This window comes from Polaromonas eurypsychrophila (genome assembly GCF_014641715.1).
In the GTDB taxonomy this organism is placed as follows: Bacteria; Pseudomonadota; Gammaproteobacteria; order Burkholderiales; family Burkholderiaceae_C; genus Polaromonas; species Polaromonas eurypsychrophila.
Genome location: NZ_BMIG01000001.1, coordinates 214,330 through 231,423, shown reverse-complemented (window position 1 = coordinate 231,423; position 17,094 = coordinate 214,330). Strand labels below are relative to the sequence as shown.

Genomic DNA, 17,094 nt, shown 5'->3' with positions numbered 1-17,094 from the left:
CAGTCTCAGGCCGTCTGTTTGCGGCGAAACACCAGCCGGTCCGGCGCGGACACGGCGGGCTCAAAGCGGTAGCCCTCGGCGTCAAAACTTTCCAGCTTTTTGACGCTGGCGATTTTTTTCTCAATCGCATAACGCGCCATCAGGCCACGCGCGCGTTTGGCGTTGAAGCTGATGATTTTGTACTTGCCGCCTTTGAACTCTTCAAACACACAGCTCACCACGCGTGGCTTCAGGGCCTTGCGGTCCACTGCCTTGAAATACTCCAAGCTTGCCAGATTGACCACCACTGGCGAAGTGTCGGCAGCTGCGCGTTGGTTGAGGTAGTCCGCAATTTGCGCGCCCCAGAACTGGTACAGGTTGTTGCCGCGCGCGGTTGCCAGCGCTGTGCCCATTTCCAGCCGGTACGGCTGCATCCGGTCCAGCGGACGCAACACGCCGTAGAGGCCGCTCAGGATGCAGACGTGAGCCTGCGCCCAGCCCAGTTGCGATTCGCTGAGGGTTTTGGCATGGAGCCCGCCATACACATCGCCGTCAAAAGCAAGCACCGCCTGTTTGGCATTTTGGGCGGTGAAGCGCGGCGACCAGGCCTGGTAACGCCCCACGTTCAGGCCGGCCAGCGTATCGGAGAGCTTCATCAGCGTGCTGATTTGCTGTGGCGTTTTTTTCCGCAGCACGTCGATGAGCTCGGCCGACTGGCGTACGAACAGGGGGGATGTGTGGGTGGCCACCTGCGGCGGCGTGTCGTAGTCCAGCGACTTGGCCGGCGAAAGGAGAAACAGCATGGGGAGGGTTCTTGAGGAAAAAGATAAGGCGACTCCCCCACTTTACGACAGCTTGCCTGCCAGGTTGGGGGCGGGCGCGAAGCGCCCTGCTCTTGCGCTTGGCAGCGCTCAAGAGTTACGTTATAGTAAATGCATTATGAATAGGTGAATTCAACCCCTCCAAAAATCGGGCCTTGCAACCCACCTCAACCCCGGAGATCGCCATGGCTGCCCTGATGAACCCCTTGACTGCGCTCCCTGCCATGTCCAGCCTGCCGGCACCGGCGCCTGTGCAGCAACTGCACCACTATGCCTACCGTGCCAAAGATGCCGAAGAGACCCGGCATTTCTATGAAGACATCCTCGGTCTGCCGCTGTACCACATCATCCAGAGCGACTACGTGCCGAGCACCGGCGAATACTGCCCGTACACGCACTTTTTCTTTCGCCTGCAGGACGGCTCCTTCATCGCCTTTTTCGACCTCGGCAACGACGAGGCTGCCCTGCCCTCGCCGAACACGCCGCTGTGGGTCAACCACATCTCGTTTCGCGTCAACACCGTGGCCGACCTGGAGGTGATGAAAGCACGGCTGCAGGCCGACGGTATCGAGGTGCTGGGCGTCACCGACCACCACATCTTCAAGAGCATTTATTTCTTCGACCCGAACGGCGTGCGGCTGGAGCTGACGGCGCAACTGGCCGATGAATTCGAGATGCTGCAAGAGAGCAAGACCGCCCACGCCCGGCTGGCCGAGTGGACGGCGCGCAAGCAGCAATGGCGTCAGGACAAGGCCGCCGGCCAGGCTGCCGAGGTGCTCAAACCGCAACGCAACGACCGCCCAGAGGTCGCCGGGAAAGCCGTCACCTGAAGCCCTCATCGCTATTAAATTGATAGCTGAATGCGCTCGTCCGACATGGGCTAGAGCCTTTAAACACACATAAAATCACGACCGAAGGCAGCAAGCCATGCTGGAGACCCCCCCCGCGCACCCCGTACGTCCTGCGTATGCTGACACGACATTCAGTAACGGTTATGAGTTCACCGAAGGCACGGGCTACACGCTGCCCGAATACCCGTTTGTGGCGCCGTCCGAGCTGGCCACCGGCGAGGTTCGACGCTACCCCATCGTCATTGTCGGCGGCGGCATCACCGGCTTGAGCCTGGCCTGCGCCCTGGCCTCCCAGGGTGTCGAGGCGATCTTGCTGGACGAAGACAACACGGTGGGCGTCAAGGGCGCCTCGTCGCGCGGCATTTGTTACGCGCAAAAAACGCTGGAGATTTTCAAACGCCTGGGCATCTATGAACGGATTGCGGCCAAAGGCGTGCAATGGAGCGTGGGCCGCACTTTTGCGGGCGAGGACGAGGTCTATTCTTTTGATCTGCGCCAGCAGCAAACCCACTCGCTGAGCCTGCAGCCCCCCTTCATCAACATCCAGCAGTTCTACATCGAGGGTTTCCTGGTCGAGCAGATCCAGGCGCTTTCTGCCAGCCAGCCTCGCATTGACCTACGCTGGAGCAACCGCATCACGGCGTTTGCACAGAACAGCGAGTTCGTCACGCTGTCCATCACCACCCCCGCCGGCGACTACAAGCTTGAAGCCGAGCATGTCATCGACTGCACCGGCTCGCGCAGCCCTTTCCGTGCCTGGTGCGGCGCCTCGGTCACCGCCAAAAAAGGCGACGACCGCTGGTGCATCGCCGATGTGCGTTTCAGGGACGCCCCGCCCGTCGAAAGACACACCTGGATAGAAGCGCCCTTCAACGACAAACGCGCCGTCTGGCAACACCTGATGGCCGACGGCGTCTGGCGCATCGACTACCAGATGGCACCCAACTGCGACCCTGAAGAAGTCAGCCGCGAGGACGTGGTTCGGGCCCGCCTGAACGCCCAGTTCAAACGTGAACTCGGCAAGGACGAGTGCGAGATTGTCTGGGTCGGTCTTTACGCCTACCGCAGCGAATGCCTGGACGAGTTGCGCCACGGCCGGGTGTTTTTTGCCGGCGACTCGGCCCATGTGGTCAGCCCCTTCGGTGCGCGCGGCGGCAACTCGGGTGTGCAGGACGCCGATAACCTGGCCTGGAAGCTGGCCGCCGTACTGCAAGGCCGCGCCGGACCCGGTTTGCTGGACAGCTACCACCGCGAACGCCACGAGGCGGCCCAGCAAAATGTGCTGGTCACTAACCGCACCGCACGTTTTTTGCGTCCGGCCGACGGTGCCGAGCGTCTGTTCCGCAGCGCCGCCCTCGGCCTGGCCCGCCAGCATCCGTTTGCCCGTCAATTGGTCAACACCGGCCGCATGTCGGTGCCCAACAGCTATTCGCGCAGCCCGGTTTGTGACAAAAGTGGCGGGGAGGCGACACAAAATGTCAGTTTTTTGTGGGCCGGCGGCCAGCCCGGTGAACTGGTCGAACTGCTGAACTGGGCCGGCAACCGGCTGCTGCTGCTGGTGTTTGGCGAGCTACCGCCGGCCACCGCGAAACGCCTGCGGGTGCTGAGCGGGCAGACCGGGATCGTCTGCGTGCAGGTGCTGGCCCCGCGCCAGCACGCCCAGGCGGTCGAGCATGTGGTCGACCACAGCGGCCAGTTGCGGGCCACCTGCCGTGGCGAGAGCCAGACCGGCTGGGCCCTGCTGAGGCCTGACAGCTATGTGGCGGCCACAGGCGCCAAAATCAACGGCTCACTGGTCAACGCCATCAGCAAGGCGCTCGGCCTGCAAGAGGAAATCGCATGAAAACCGCCCTCAACCTTCAGGACGCCGACGCGTTTTACGAGTGCCTTCTGGACGCCCACCAGGACCTGAGCCGCGAGCAATCCGAACTGCTGAACGCCCGGCTGGTCCTGATCCTGGCCAACCAGATCGGCGACAACGCCGTGCTGAAAACCTGTGTCGCGGCAGCCCTGCCCCCACCGGCAGACTGAGGCGGCGCCAGTCGAATAAAATCGGCCCTCTGATCCACCCCGGCGGCATCTCACAGGATGCCGTTTTTCATTGCCGCCCATGACCGACGCCGCCCAGCCCCTGCCCACCCCACCTGCCGCCGAGACCGCGACCGCGCGGGTTGCCGTGCCCACGCCGGGCCTGGACAGCCTGGCCAAGTCCTTCGAGCCGGCGGCCATCGAAAGCCAGTGGGGTCCGCGCTGGGAAGCCAGCGGCATGTACGAACCCACGCTGGATGCAGCCAAGCCTTCGTTTTCCATCCAGTTGCCGCCACCCAATGTGACCGGCACGCTGCACATGGGCCACGCTTTCAACCAGACCATCATGGACTCGCTGACGCGATACCACCGCATGCGCGGCCACAACACGCTGTGGGTGCCGGGCACCGACCACGCCGGAATCGCCACCCAAATTGTTGTTGAACGCAAGCTGCAGGCCGAAGGCCAGAGCCGGCACGACCTGGGTCGCGAGAAATTTGCCGACAAAGTCTGGGAGTGGAAAGAAGAATCGGGCACCACCATCACGCGCCAGATGCGCCGCATGGGCGACTCGGTGGCCTGGAAACACGAGTACTTCACGATGGACCCGAAGATGTCCAAAGTGGTCACCTCGACGTTTGTGCAGCTTTACGAGCAGGGCCTGATCTACCGCGGCAAGCGCCTGGTCAACTGGGACCCTGTCCTCAAATCCGCTGTGTCGGACCTGGAAGTGGAAAGCGAAGAGGAAGACGGTTTCCTCTGGCACATTCGTTACCCGCTGGCCGATGGAAGCGGCTCGCTGACCGTCGCGACGACCCGGCCCGAAACCATGCTGGGTGACGTTGCTGTGATGGTGCATCCGGAAGACGAGCGTTACAAACACCTGATCGGCAAAAGCGTGAAGCTGCCTTTGTGCGACCGCGACATCCCCGTGATTGCCGACGATTACGTGGACAAGGCCTTCGGCACTGGCGTGGTCAAGGTCACACCGGCCCACGACAGCAACGACTATGCGGTCGGCCAGCGGCACCAGTTGCCCATGATTGGCGTGCTCACGCTGGACGCCGCCATCAACGACAACGCCCCCGAAAAATACCGCGGCATGGACCGCTTCGTGGCGCGCAAGGCGGTGGTCGCCGATCTCGACACCCAGGGCTTTCTGGTCGAGGCCAAGAAACACAAACTCATGGTGCCGCGCTGCGCAAGGACGGGCGCCGTGATTGAGCCGATGTTGACCGACCAGTGGTTTGTCGCCATGAGCAAGGTCAGCGACCAGGACCCCACCGGCAAATCGATTGCCCAGAAGGCGCGTGACGCGGTCGACAGCGGCGCAGTCAAGTTTGTGCCTGAACAGTGGGTCAACACCTACAACCAGTGGATGGGCAACATCCAGGACTGGTGCATCTCGCGCCAGCTCTGGTGGGGCCACCAGATCCCGGCCTGGTACGACGAAGACGGCAAGGTCTACGTCGCCGAGTACGAAGCGGCGGCGCAGGCGCAGGCGCCCGGCAAAACACTGATACGCGACCCCGACGTGCTCGACACCTGGTACTCCTCGGCGCTGGTGCCTTTCTCATCGCTCGGCTGGCCCGAAAAGACCAAAGAACTGGACCTCTTTTTGCCGTCCAGCGTGCTGGTCACCGGTTACGACATCATCTTTTTCTGGGTCGCCCGGATGATCATGATGACCACGCATTTCACCGGCCAGGTGCCCTTCCACCATGTTTATATTCATGGCCTGGTGAAGGACGCGCAGGGCAAGAAAATGAGCAAATCTGAGGGCAATGTGCTGGACCCGGTCGACCTGATCGACGGCATTGAACTGGCGCCGCTGCTGGACAAACGCTCGCAAGGCCTGCGCAAGCCGGAGACCGCACCGCAGGTGCGCAAAAACACCGAAAAAGAGTTTCCAGCCGGCATTCCGGCCTACGGCGCGGACGCCCTGCGTTTCACCTTCGCCTCGCTGGCCAGCCTGGGGCGTAGCATCAACTTCGACAGCAAGCGCTGTGAGGGTTACCGCAACTTCTGCAACAAGCTCTGGAACGCCACGCGTTTCACGCTGATGAACTGCGAAGGCCAGGACTGCGGCCTGGCCGAACACACCAAAGAGCAGTGCGCGCCGGGCGCCGAGTTCCACAACTACCTGACGTTCTCGCAGGCCGACCGTTGGATTGCCTCGACCCTGCAACGCGTCGAAGCCGACGTCGCCAAAGGTTTTGCCGACTACCGTCTCGACAATGTCGCCGGCAGCATCTACCAGTTTGTCTGGGACGAGTTCTGCGACTGGTATCTGGAAATTGCCAAGGTGCAGATTCAGACCGGCACGCCGGCCCAGCAGCGTGCTACACGCCGCACGCTGATCCGCACGCTGGAAGCCATCCTGCGGCTGGCGCACCCGGTGCTGCCCTTCATCACCGAAGAGCTCTGGCAAATCGTTGCGCCGGTGGCTGGCCTGAAAAAAGGCGAGTACATCGGCCAGGCCGCTTACCCGCAAAGCCAGCCCGGCAAGATCGACACGCAGGCCGAGGCGCATGTGGCCAAGCTCAAGACCCTGGTCGATGCCTGCCGCAACCTGCGCGGTGAGATGAAGGTGTCACCCGCGACGCGGCTGCCGCTGTTTGTGGTCGGCGACCATGCCTTCATGAGCCAGTCCGCGCCCGTCATCAAGGCGCTGGCCAAGCTCAGCGAAGTCCAGGTGTTCGACAACGAGGCCGAGTGGGCCAAAGCGGCCGAGGCCGCGCCTGTGGCCGTGGTCGGGGAAGCGAAAGTCTGCCTGCACATGGAAGTGGACGTCGCCGCTGAAAAAGCCCGCCTGGGCAAGGAAGCTACGCGGCTGGAAGGCGAACTGGTCAAGGTCCAGGCCAAGCTCGCCAACGAGGCCTTTGTGGCCAAAGTGCCTCCGGCGGTGCTGGAGCAGGAGCGCAAGCGGCTGACGGACTACACGGCAACCCTGGAGAAAATCCGCGCCCAACTGGCCCGGCTCAATTGACAGCCGCCGAGCGCGGAGAGACTCTTAAATCCAGCAGGGGCCGCGGGTCCGGCTTTGCCGGCCCGCAGGCGCAGCGGCCCCTCGGGGGGCAGCGCAGCACACGAAGTGGCAAGCGTGGGGGCTCTATGACTAGCGGATCATCAGGTCCTTCTCGCCCCACTGCGAGGGCGATATCGCGCCGGGCAGTTCCATGTCCATGGGTGCGCTGGGCACATACTCAACGCCGCGCTGCTCGGCGCTGATGGCTTCATGCATGCGATGCGCCACATACCAGCTTGAGCGCAGGCGCGCCTCGCGAGTGTGTGAGCCGAGCCGGGGTGTGATGAACAGATTTTTCAGTCCATTCAAAGGTGAAGCTTCACCCGTGAAGTTGTCTTCGGCCCCGTCCAGGATGCAGGCCTCGATGCGGCCATCACACAGGGCGGCGGCAAGGGCCTTCTCGTCAAACAGCGCGCTGCGGCTGATGCCCACCCACAACTGACCGCGTTTGCAGGCGGCCAGCAGTTTGTCGTTCACGAACCCGCGAAAACGCGTGGCATACAGCATCTGAACCGACACCGCATCCGCCTGGCTCATGAGTTCGGTCAGGGTGACGGGCTGGATGCGCAAACGCTCCCAGATCGGCGCGGTGTGGTGAACGGCGGGGTCGTAACCGATCAGCCGCACGCCCAGGCTGGTGAGCATGCCGGCCAGGGTGTGAGCGGTTGGAGCCAGACCCAGAATGCCGATGGTGCTGCCATGCAGTTCGCGGCCCATCTGGGCGGTGGGGTGGCGTTTTCCCATCAATGCCGACACCAGCCCGCGCCGGTACAGCAGCAGCAGGCTGCTCAGCAAATATTCGGCATTGGAGCGTACATTGGCGCTGCTCGCATGAATCACCTTGATACCGCGCTCTTTGCAGGCTTCCAGGTCGGTGTTGTCGGTGCCTACATGCAGGCGACCGACAGCTTTGAGCTTGGGCAAAAAATCAAGAAAGTCACGGGTTACCACGGTCTGGCGAGGAAACACAATGCCGCGGGTCTTGTAAGCCGCTTTACGCAGCAGGACCAGATCATCCGCGAGTTCAGGGCGGTATTCCACGCTGTGACGGGATTCGAGCCAGGTCATGGCTTCAGGCACCAACGCATCGAGAAGTAAGATGTCCACCTTAGTATCCTTATTCTTTCAACTCGCAATTTGGCAGGTACCGACACCCGTTAGGGCTCTCGTCCGACGCCAAAATTGTATTAACTACGCAACACTTTAGACCTTTAACTTTTATAAGTCGATGCAAAAAATCACACTAAAAAAGGCCGTATTCCCGGTCGCGGGTTTGGGTACAAGGTTTTTGCCGGCCACCAAAGCCCAACCCAAGGAAATGCTGCCCGTGGTGGATAAACCCCTCATCCAATACGCGGTGGAAGAGGCCTATGCGGCCGGCATTCGCCACATGATTTTTGTCACCGGACGCAATAAACGGGCCATCGAAGACCACTTCGATACCGCGTACGAGCTGGAAACCGAGCTGGAAGCGGCCGGCAAGCAGACACTGCTGGAATTGGTGCGCTCCATGAACCCCAGCGACATGGACTTTTCCTATGTACGCCAGCCGCGCTCCCTGGGCCTGGGCCACGCTGTGCTGTGCGCCGAACACCTCATCGGCAACGAACCTTTTGCAGTGCTGCTGGCCGACGACCTGATGGTTGGCACGCCACCTGTGCTGGCCCAAATGGCCACACAATTTGAACAACTGCAGCAATCCGTGCTAGCGGTGCAGGAAGTGCCTCTGGAGCACACCCGACGATACGGCATCGTCGCCGGTGAAGCTGTCAACACGCAATTAATGAAGATCCGCCAGATGGTGGAAAAACCGGCGCCGGAACTGGCGCCTTCCCGCATGGGTGTAGCCGGACGCTACATCCTCACGCCAGCAGTGTTTCGCCACATCCGCAACCAGCCCACCGGTGTTGGCGGAGAAGTCCAGCTCACCGACGGTATTGCCGGTCTGATGGCCGAGGAATCGGTCTACGCCTACCAGTACGAAGGCAAGCGTTATGACTGCGGCAGCAAGGAAGGGTTTCTGGAGGCCACGGTTGAGCTTGCCCTGCAACACGCCGAAGTTGGCGAGCACTTTCGCCGCTACCTGAAAAACCTTCAGATTCCCTGAGTCGGCCGCATACAGCGCCGATGCTCTTCCTTCAAGCAGGGGCCGCGGAACCGACTTAGCCGGGCCGCAGGCGCAGCGGCCCCCTCGGGGGGCAGCGAACCACACGCAGTGGGGAGCGTGGGGGCTTTTTAGCGTCGCTTGAGCACGTGAATAAAGTCGCCGCCTTCACTTTGCTGCTCCACCAGTTCGTTGCCCGTCTGCTTGGCAAACGCCAAGAAGTCCCGCGTGGAGCCAGCGTCGGTCGAGACCACCCGCAGCAACTGACCGCTGCTCATCTCGGCGAGCGCTTTTTTGGCCTTCAGGATAGGCAGCGGGCAATTCAGGCCGCGTGTGTCGAGTTCTTTGTCGATGTGCATCATGTGTCCTTGATTGCCGCTATTTTAAGCAAATCCGCAAAGGTGGTTTGCACCAGCGCCACGCAAGCACACGCGCGGCGGGCCAATCTGTCAAACAGCCACGTCCGGGAACATCGTCGCTGCCATTTTTTGCGATCAGCAATAACTTTTTTTGCTATTAAATCAGTAGCTATCAGCGCTTAATGGCTATGGGACAGAGGCATTTTTTAATTAAAAAAAATCCCGGGCTTGCTGCACAAACCCGGGACCCGATGAACCATTGCGCCGAAGCGCGCGCGACTTATTTCATACCGAACTTGACCTTGGCATCGTTCTGGCAACCGTCTTTCGCAGCGCCGGCCATGGTGTCGCAGCGCTCCCTGGCTGCCTTGTACAGGGCTTCATTCTTGTCGGCATTGGCATCCTTGCGGGCAGTGGCCATGTTATCGGCCTTGTCCTTATTTGCCTCGGCGTTGACTTTACTGACTTTGGCATCGGCCTTGGCCGTCGTGCGGGCCGCCTTGGCATCTTTCACACAAACATCCTTGGCATTGCCAGCCAGGTCGTCACATTTTTCCTTGGCGATGTCGTAAGCGGCGTTCGCTTTGGTGTCGCGGATCTTTTTGTCATGGCTGGGGCTGGGTTTGTATTGGGCCTCCAGTTCGGCCTTGGCTACTTTTTCCATACCCTTGGCTTCTGCCTGGCAAATGTCCTTGGCATTGGCGCTCAGGGAAAGGCATTTGTCCTTGCCGGCCTTGTAGTCGGCTTCGACGCGGTCTTTTTGCACTTTGTACTCTTCCTTGGTCAAGGCCATGGCGTTGCCGGCGAAAGCGCAAGAGACAGCAAGGGTGAGGATGGCGAGTTTGGTTTTCATTGTTAATTCCTTGGGATAGTGCCGGTGATGCAAATGGCAATGGTGTGATGAGGCTGCTTAATGCGATTCATGCGCACGCTGGCCGATGCGGAGACGCAGCAACGCTCGACTCAATAACGTTCAAAAAAACCAGTGGGGTTGCGCTCCTGAAAGGCCGTAAGCTGTTTTTCAGCTTCTTCCTTGGCGAGGCCATGGCGCTCCTGGATGCGGCCGAGCAACTGATCACGCTTGCCAGCAATGATGTCAAGGTCGTCGTCGGTGAGCTTGCCCCACTGCTCTTTGACCGTGCCTTTGAACTGCGTCCAGTTCCCCTCGATTTGATCTTTGTTCATGAAGACCTCCTGAAGTAAATTTAAGTCTTTGAGTCGCTTGCCAGGCAGCGTTGCGACGAAGGACTTTTACATTAAGGACGGAACTTCATGCCAGGGGTAGGCAGACGCAAAGAAAAGGCGTAGGCGGGTGCCTACACCCGGTGGGCGTTCGCAGACTGACAGAGCGCGCGGATGAACATGCGGGCGCGCAGGTTTATTTAGTGCGCAGCGTGCGGCCCAGCAACAGCACCGGCAGCAAACCCACCAGAACCAGCGTGAGGGCCGGCAGTGCCGCTTCGCCCAGGCGCTCATCGCGCGCGAGCTGGTAGGTCACCACGGCCAGCGTGTCGCTGTTGAACGGACGCAGCACCAGCGTGGCGGGCAACTCCTTCATCACATCCACAAAAACAAGCAGGGCCGCGACCCCGACGGAGCGCTGGAGCAAAGGCCAGTGCACCTTGGCCAGCAAGGCAGCGCCAGTGACACCCAGCATGCGCGCGCTGTCGTCAAAACTGACGGGGATACGCGAGTAACCGCTTTGCACGGACTGCAAAGCCACCGCCGTAAAGCGCACCAGGTAGGCCCAGACAATGCCCAACACCGTCGCAGTGACCCAGTAACCCACTGCGGTCTGCGGCGCGGTGGCCTGCAACCAGCCGACCGGCAGCAGCAGACCCACCACAATGACTGCGCCCGGCACGGCATAACCCAGACTGGCCAGTTGGGCGGCGGCGCGTGTCAACAGATGGGGCCGAAGGCGCAAGGCCAGGCTCAAACCCAGAGCCACGGCTGTGGCCAGTGCGGCGCTGAGACCGGCCAGCCCCACGCTGTTGATGGACCAGCCCACAAATTGCCGCCACGGCAACTCGCCCCAGCCGGCCACCAGCGGGCGCAGCATGAACAGCACCGGCAGGATGAAGCCCAAAGCGATGGGCAAGGCACACACTGCCCATGCCAAAGCCGCCCGCACGCCTTGCAAAGGCGTGGGCGCAGCGTCTGCCGCGCCAGCGCCCGCCCCGCGGCTGCCGGCAAAACGCATGCGCTTTTGCGCCTGGTGTTCGATCCTGAGCAACACCGCCACCACCAGCAGCAAGGCCGTCGCCAGTTGGGCTGCGGCCAGCCGGTTGTCCATGGCCAGCCAGGCCTTGTAGATGCCTGCGGTGAACGTCTGGATACCGAAGTAGCTGGAGACACCAAAGTCGGCCAGCGTTTCCATCAATGCCAGCGCCACCCCGGCCGCCACCGCCGGTCGGGCCAGCGGCAAGGCCACCTCACCAATGCGACGCCGCAACGGCGCGCCAAGCAGCCGGGCCGCTTCCATCAGGTGCACCGCACGCTCGGACAGGGCGGTCCGCGCCAGCAAATACACATAGGGATACAGGGTGACCGTAAAAATCAGCACGGCCCCGCCCAGACTGCGTATCTCTGGCAGCAGACGGCCCTGCAGGCCGAAGGCGGCGCGCAGCCAGCTTTGCAACGGTCCGGCATATTGCAGAAAGTCGGTATAGGCATAAGCCACCACATAGGCCGGCATGGCCAGCGGCAGCAGCAATGCCCACGCAAAAATCCGCCGGCCCGGAAACTCGAACAGTGTCACGGCACAAGCGGTGGCCACACCGACCAGCGCCACGCCGGCCGCTACGGCCAGACACAGCAGCAGCGAGGTCAAGGCGTATTCAGGCAACACCGTCCGCAGCATCTCCTGCAGGATCGGCAGCGACATGCCATCGAGCGTGAGCCATGACAACATCACCGCCAGAACCGGCAGCGTGAGCACGGCCGTCAGTACAAAAAGCAGGGCAGGCAAGACGAAACGAGGAAACATGAAGTCCAGAAAAAAACAAAATACCGGTGACCGGCCAGTGCCACCGGATCCGGCAAGAAGACAGGGCCGCACGAGACCCCACCCCACGAGTGCAAATGAGAATTGTAAGCATCTACAATTGCAAGCATGTTTTTGGACATCTCCCATTTGGTGGTGCATTACGCTGGCCGGTCCCGCCCGGCTGTCAATGGCGTGTCGCTGGGCTTGCTTGCAGGCGAGATCGGTGTGCTGATTGGACCGTCCGGCTGTGGAAAAACCACCTTGCTGCGCGCCGTCGCAGGCCTGGAAAAGGCCCTGTCCGGTAGCATCTCGCTGGCGCAGGTACCGGTCAGCAGCGGTGCCCTCCATGTGCCGGCGGAAGAGCGCCGGATAGGCATGGTGTTTCAGGACTACGCCCTGTTCCCGCATCTGGATGTGGCCCGCAATGTGGCTTTCGGCCTGGCGCACCTGCAGTCGACAGATCGCCAGCAGCGCATCAGCGAGGTGCTGGACATGGTCGGTCTGGGCAACGCACAACGCCGTTACCCGCATGAACTGTCGGGCGGCCAGCAGCAGCGTGTGGCACTGGCGCGGGCACTGGCACCCAGGCCGCGTCTGCTGCTGCTCGACGAACCTTTTTCAAACCTGGATGTGGACCTGCGGGAGCGTCTGGCGCATGAGGTGCGCGGCATCCTCAAACTTGCTGGCGCCACCGCGCTGATGGTTACCCACGACCAGCTCGAAGCCTTTGCCATCGGCGACCGCATCGGCGTGATGCACGACGGCCAGTTGCACCAGTGGGACGATGCTTACGAGCTCTACCACCGGCCGGCCACCCGTTTTGTGGCCGACTTCATCGGCCATGGCGTGTTTACCCGCGCCCAAATCATCCAGCAAGGCGACAACGTGGTGGTGCATACGGCGCTGGGCGACCTCAGCGATGTGTTGGAGTGCCCCCTGCCGGGCGCCTACCCGGACGGCGTGTGCGACGTGCTGCTGCGCGCTGATGACATCGTGCATGACGATGCGGCGCCAGTGAAAGCGCAGATTGTGCGCAAGGCGTTTCGCGGTTCGGAATTTTTGTACACACTCAAACTCAGGACCGGTGAAACCGTGATGGCGCATGTGCCGTCACACCACGACCATGCGCTGGGGGAATGGATAGGCATTCGCGCGGAGGTCGATCACGTGGTGACCTTTCAGCGCGAATAAACCTCTCCTGGAGACTGGCTTCAGGGCCTTTCGCGCAGCAGGCCTGCGACCTCTGCCTGAAGATCGGCCGCCCAGGCCCTGCGGTCGCGGTCATCGGCGCGCTGGGGCTCACCGACCGTCACTTCGGCGCGCAGGTGCGTGACACACAGGGTTTCCCAGATCGACACAAAAATCGAATCGTCATCGATGTAGCGCGGCGCGAAACTGGTTTGCCCGGTGTCCGCGTCGACAAAACGCAGGGCCACCGGCTGCACCGGTGCATTGGCTGAAATGGCGGCCTGCAGCAAATTGGCATGAAACGGTTTCATGGCGATTCCGTCGCCGGTGGTGCCTTCAGGAAAAACCGCCAGCACCTCTCCGAGCTGAAGCCGCTCAACCATGTGATGCACGACGCGATGGGCGTCGCGGCGCGACTCGCGTTCGATGTACAAGGTGCCCGCGCCGCCGGCCAGGGTGCCGACCAGTGGCCAGTGCCTGATGTCGGCCTTGGAGACAAAGCGGCAATAACGCGAGGCATGCAAAACCACAATATCCAGCCAGGACAGATGATTGGCAACCAGCAACGCCGGGCCCGCGGCCACAGGCCGCCCCTGCAGTGCCAGCGTGATGCCCACGCCGCGCAGCATGGCCTGGGCCCAGGCATGTACCCGCGCTTCCTTCTCGTACTGTGCCAGTTTGGGAAACCGGAAAACAATGGTCCATATGCCGCCCGCAATGTGCGACAGCGCCCACAACAAACGCCAGACGGCCCTGGCCTGTCGCACGCGTTCAGGCCTCGTAGGCGATTTGGCCGCCCACCAGCGTCCAGCGCACTCGGGCCGGCAACTGGTAGCCTGAAAACGGCGTGTGTTTGCCCTGGCTGCGCAGCGCGTCGGGCTGGATCGTCCATTCGGACTGGGCGTCAAACACACAGATGTCGGCGACGCCGCCAGCGGCGAGTTGACCCACACTGGCCTGCAGCGTGCCCAGCGCGCTGCCGAGCACGCGAGCCGGCTCACTGGTGAGAACCGCCAGCGCGCGGGGCAGACCGGCGCCGCTGTCCTGGCTCCACTTGCAGGCCAGGCCCAGCAGAAGTTCCAGCCCGGTCGCGCCCGGTTCGGCCTCGGCAAAAGGCAATGTTTTCGCGTCGGCCTCCACTGGGGTGTGGTCCGACACCAGCGCATCGATGGTGCCGTCCAGCAGTCCCTGACGTAGTGCATCGCGATCGCGCTGCTGGCGCAGAGGCGGGTTCAGGCGCATGCGGCTGTCAAAGTAACCGATGTCGGTATCGGTCAGGTGCAGGCTGTTGATGCTGACATCGGCCGTCACCGCCAGGCCTTCAGCCTTGGCGCGGGCCAGCAGGGCAACACCTGCGGCGCTGCTGATGCGGCAAATGTGCACACGTGCGCCGGTCGCACGCATCAGTTCAAACAAGGTGTGCAGCGCAATCGTTTCAGCCGCCACCGGCACCCCGCTCAGGCCCAGCCGCGTCGCGAGTGCGCCGCTGGCGGCCACGCCGCCGCCCAGCCAGCTGTCCTGCGGCCGCAGCCAGACGGTGTAGTCGAAGCTGGCGGCGTATTGCAGCGCACGCAGCAGCACCTGGGTGTTGGCCAGCGGCACATCAGCCTGACTGAAACCGACACAGCCCGATTCGGTCAGTTCCACCATTTCCGTCAGGGCCTCACCTTTGAGCGCCCGCGTCAAAGCGCCCAGCGGAAACACGCGCGACTGGTGCAACTTTTCTGCACGGAATTTGAGCATCTCGACCAGGCCGGGTTCATCAAGCACCGGGTCGGTGTCAGGCGGACAAACCAAACTGGTCACGCCGCCGGCCACCGCCGCGGCGAGTTCGCTTTCAAGCATGCCTTCATGCTCGTAGCCCGGTTCGCGCAAACGCGCCGCCAAGTCGATCAGGCCCGGCGCCACAATGCAACCGGCGGCATCAATGGTTTTGTTCGGTGCGAAATCTGCGGGTGTGCCCTTGAGCGAGACGATGCGCCCAGCGGCGATCGCCACATCACCCACCGCGTCATGGCCCGATGCCGGGTCAATCACCCGGCCGTTTTTTATCAGTATCTTCATGGCATTACAGGATGGTTATCTTGCTCGACAAATCGAAACATTGATCTCAAACCAGCAGGGGCTGCGGAACCGGCTTTGCCGGGCCGCAGGCGCAGCGGCCCCCCAGGGGGACAGGGAGCTAAACGCAGTGAGCGACCGTGGGGGCTCTTGTTCATGCTTCATTCCCGGCAACGATGCTCATGACCGCCATGCGCACGGCGATGCCGAAGGTGACCTGCGGCAGGATCACGCTTTGCGCGCCATCGACCACGGCAGAATCGATCTCGACACCGCGGTTGATCGGGCCGGGGTGCATGACGATGGCATCCGGTTTGGCCAGTTGCAGTTTCTCGTTGGTCAGCCCGAAGCTCTTGAAGAACTCCTGGCTGCTGGGCAGCAAAGCCCCGGACATGCGTTCGTTCTGCAGCCTGAGCATGATGATGACGTCGGCGTCCCGGATGCCCTCTTCCAGAGTGTGGCAGACCCGCACACCCATCTGGGCCATGTCGGCGGGCACAAGGGTCTTGGGTCCCACAACACGCACCTCGGGACAACCCAGCGTCGTCAGTGCATGGATGTCGGAGCGCGCGACGCGGGAATGCAGCACGTCACCGACGATGGCCACTGTCAGCTTGCTGAAGTCCTTCTTGTAGTGGCGAATGGTGTACATGTCCAGCAAGCCCTGGGTGGGATGTGCGTGGCGGCCGTCGCCGGCATTGATCACATGCACGTGCGGCGCCACATGCTGCGCGATCAGGTAGGGCGCACCCGATTCGCTGTGGCGCACTACGAACAGGTCGGCCGCCATTGCACTCAGGTTGGAAATGGTGTCGAGCAGGGACTCTCCCTTGGATGCGGAGGAGCGCGCGATGTCGAGGTTTATCACGTCGGCCGACAGCCGCGTAGCTGCGATCTCGAAGGTGGTGCGGGTTCGGGTGGAGTTTTCAAAAAACAGGTTGAAAACACTTTTTCCGCGCAGCAGGGGCACCTTCTTGACCTCGCGGTCGCTGACACTCACAAAGCTGGCGGCAGTGTCCAGGATTTGCGTCAGCGTGGACTTGGGCAGGCCCTCGATCGACAACAGGTGGATCAGTTCACCGTTTTTATTGAGCTGGGGATTTCGTCGGTAGAGCATGGTCAGGCCTTGCATGCGGCCAGACCGCCAGTGAAGGGGTTCATGGGGTCGCTCCTTGCACCTGGAAACTGAACTGGCCATCGTCGCTGCGCACCAGGGCCAGCGATTGCGCTGCCGGCAAGGCCACGCGCGCTGCTGCAAAGTCGGCCTGAATCGGCAACTCGCGCCCGCCACGGTCCACCAGCACCACCAGCTTGACACTGGCCGGCCGGCCGTAGTCGAACAACTCGTTGAGCACCGCGCGTATGGTTCGCCCGGTGCACAGCACATCGTCGAGCACGATCAGGTCGGCGCCGTTTACATCGAAGGGCAACACGGTCTGGCCGCTCGCCGAAAGGCCACGCCGCGCAAAATCGTCGCGGTGCATCGCCGACGACAAGCTGCCGGCCTCGTCCGCCAGTGCCAGGTCGGTGCGCAAACGCTCGGCCAGCCAGACGCCGCCAGACGCCACCCCGACCAGGCGGGGCACACGGTCATACGTAGCCAGAAGCTGCTGCATGGCGCGAAGCACTTCGCGGTACAGGGCCTCGGCGTCCAGTGTCAGACTGCTCATGTCGGCCCCCACGCTT

General features: G+C 62.1%; 16 protein-coding genes. 6 read left to right on the top strand and 10 right to left on the bottom strand.

The window, feature by feature from the left end:
- Positions 1-5 precede the first annotated feature (5 nt).
- Entirely contained in the window at positions 6-782 is a 777-nt protein-coding gene (gene yaaA, locus IEX16_RS01110) for a peroxide stress protein YaaA (RefSeq protein ID WP_188705735.1), read from the bottom strand.
- 203 nt (positions 783-985) lie between these two features.
- Between yaaA and IEX16_RS01105 the strand changes: the two genes are divergently transcribed.
- From IEX16_RS01105 to IEX16_RS01090, 4 genes are all read left to right on the top strand, one after another.
- Entirely contained in the window at positions 986-1,630 is a 645-nt protein-coding gene (locus IEX16_RS01105) for a VOC family protein (RefSeq protein ID WP_373288253.1), read from the top strand.
- A gap of 97 nt (positions 1,631-1,727) precedes the next feature.
- Complete coding sequence (locus tag IEX16_RS01100) at positions 1,728-3,494, top strand: FAD-dependent oxidoreductase (RefSeq protein ID WP_188705734.1); 1,767 nt, start codon at positions 1,728-1,730, stop codon at positions 3,492-3,494.
- Positions 3,491-3,682: a DUF2783 domain-containing protein gene (locus IEX16_RS01095; protein WP_188705732.1), complete on the top strand. Its 192-nt coding sequence runs from the start codon at positions 3,491-3,493 to the stop codon at positions 3,680-3,682. The genes IEX16_RS01100 and IEX16_RS01095 overlap by 4 nt, the downstream gene beginning before the upstream one ends.
- Before the next feature lie 79 nt (positions 3,683-3,761).
- Positions 3,762-6,668, top strand: a complete 2,907-nt coding sequence (locus IEX16_RS01090) for a valine--tRNA ligase (protein WP_188705731.1) — start codon at positions 3,762-3,764, stop codon at positions 6,666-6,668.
- Between the two features lie 129 nt (positions 6,669-6,797).
- Here IEX16_RS01090 and IEX16_RS01085 read toward each other — a convergent pair whose 3' ends face one another.
- Complete coding sequence (locus IEX16_RS01085) at positions 6,798-7,814, bottom strand: NAD(P)-dependent oxidoreductase (protein WP_188705730.1); 1,017 nt, start codon at positions 7,812-7,814, stop codon at positions 6,798-6,800.
- Between the two features lie 121 nt (positions 7,815-7,935).
- On the opposite strand from IEX16_RS01085, the gene galU reads away from it, so the two are divergent.
- Positions 7,936-8,814 carry a UTP--glucose-1-phosphate uridylyltransferase GalU gene (galU, locus tag IEX16_RS01080; protein ID WP_188705729.1) on the top strand — a complete coding sequence of 293 codons (879 nt, stop codon included), beginning with the start codon at positions 7,936-7,938 and terminating at the stop codon, positions 8,812-8,814.
- A 128-nt stretch (positions 8,815-8,942) separates the two neighbouring features.
- Here the strand turns inward: galU and IEX16_RS01075 are convergent, their stop codons facing one another.
- The 4 genes from IEX16_RS01075 to IEX16_RS01060 all read right to left on the bottom strand — a co-directional run bounded on the left by IEX16_RS01075 (position 8,943) and on the right by IEX16_RS01060 (position 12,159).
- Positions 8,943-9,170 carry a sulfurtransferase TusA family protein gene (locus tag IEX16_RS01075; RefSeq protein ID WP_188705728.1) on the bottom strand — a complete coding sequence of 76 codons (228 nt, stop codon included), beginning with the start codon at positions 9,168-9,170 and terminating at the stop codon, positions 8,943-8,945.
- Positions 9,171-9,450: 280 nt separating this feature from the next.
- On the bottom strand, positions 9,451-10,023 hold the full coding sequence (locus IEX16_RS01070) for a hypothetical protein (RefSeq protein WP_188705727.1): 573 nt from the start codon (positions 10,021-10,023) through the stop codon (positions 9,451-9,453).
- Between the two features lie 110 nt (positions 10,024-10,133).
- On the bottom strand, positions 10,134-10,355 hold the full coding sequence (locus IEX16_RS01065; RefSeq protein WP_188705726.1) for a CsbD family protein: 222 nt from the start codon (positions 10,353-10,355) through the stop codon (positions 10,134-10,136).
- Positions 10,356-10,548: 193 nt separating this feature from the next.
- The gene (locus IEX16_RS01060) at positions 10,549-12,159 is read right to left on the bottom strand and encodes an ABC transporter permease (RefSeq protein WP_188705725.1); all 1,611 of its coding nucleotides are present in this window, start codon (positions 12,157-12,159) and stop codon (positions 10,549-10,551) included.
- 126 nt (positions 12,160-12,285) lie between these two features.
- Between IEX16_RS01060 and IEX16_RS01055 the strand changes: the two genes are divergently transcribed.
- Positions 12,286-13,350 carry an ABC transporter ATP-binding protein gene (locus IEX16_RS01055; protein WP_188705723.1) on the top strand — a complete coding sequence of 355 codons (1,065 nt, stop codon included), beginning with the start codon at positions 12,286-12,288 and terminating at the stop codon, positions 13,348-13,350.
- A gap of 20 nt (positions 13,351-13,370) precedes the next feature.
- On the opposite strand, the gene IEX16_RS01050 is transcribed toward IEX16_RS01055, so the two are convergent.
- From IEX16_RS01050 to pyrR, 4 genes are all read right to left on the bottom strand, one after another.
- A complete protein-coding gene (locus IEX16_RS01050; RefSeq protein ID WP_188705721.1) occupies positions 13,371-14,114 on the bottom strand; it encodes a lysophospholipid acyltransferase family protein in 744 nt (247 codons plus the stop codon).
- 4 nt (positions 14,115-14,118) lie between these two features.
- Complete coding sequence (locus IEX16_RS01045) at positions 14,119-15,411, bottom strand: dihydroorotase (RefSeq protein WP_188705719.1); 1,293 nt, start codon at positions 15,409-15,411, stop codon at positions 14,119-14,121.
- A gap of 151 nt (positions 15,412-15,562) precedes the next feature.
- Positions 15,563-16,525 (bottom strand): aspartate carbamoyltransferase catalytic subunit, encoded by a 963-nt coding sequence (locus tag IEX16_RS01040; protein WP_188706243.1) that lies wholly within the window; start codon positions 16,523-16,525, stop codon positions 15,563-15,565.
- Positions 16,526-16,565: 40 nt separating this feature from the next.
- The gene (pyrR, locus tag IEX16_RS01035) at positions 16,566-17,078 is read right to left on the bottom strand and encodes a bifunctional pyr operon transcriptional regulator/uracil phosphoribosyltransferase PyrR (RefSeq protein ID WP_188705717.1); all 513 of its coding nucleotides are present in this window, start codon (positions 17,076-17,078) and stop codon (positions 16,566-16,568) included.
- Positions 17,079-17,094 lie beyond the last annotated feature (16 nt).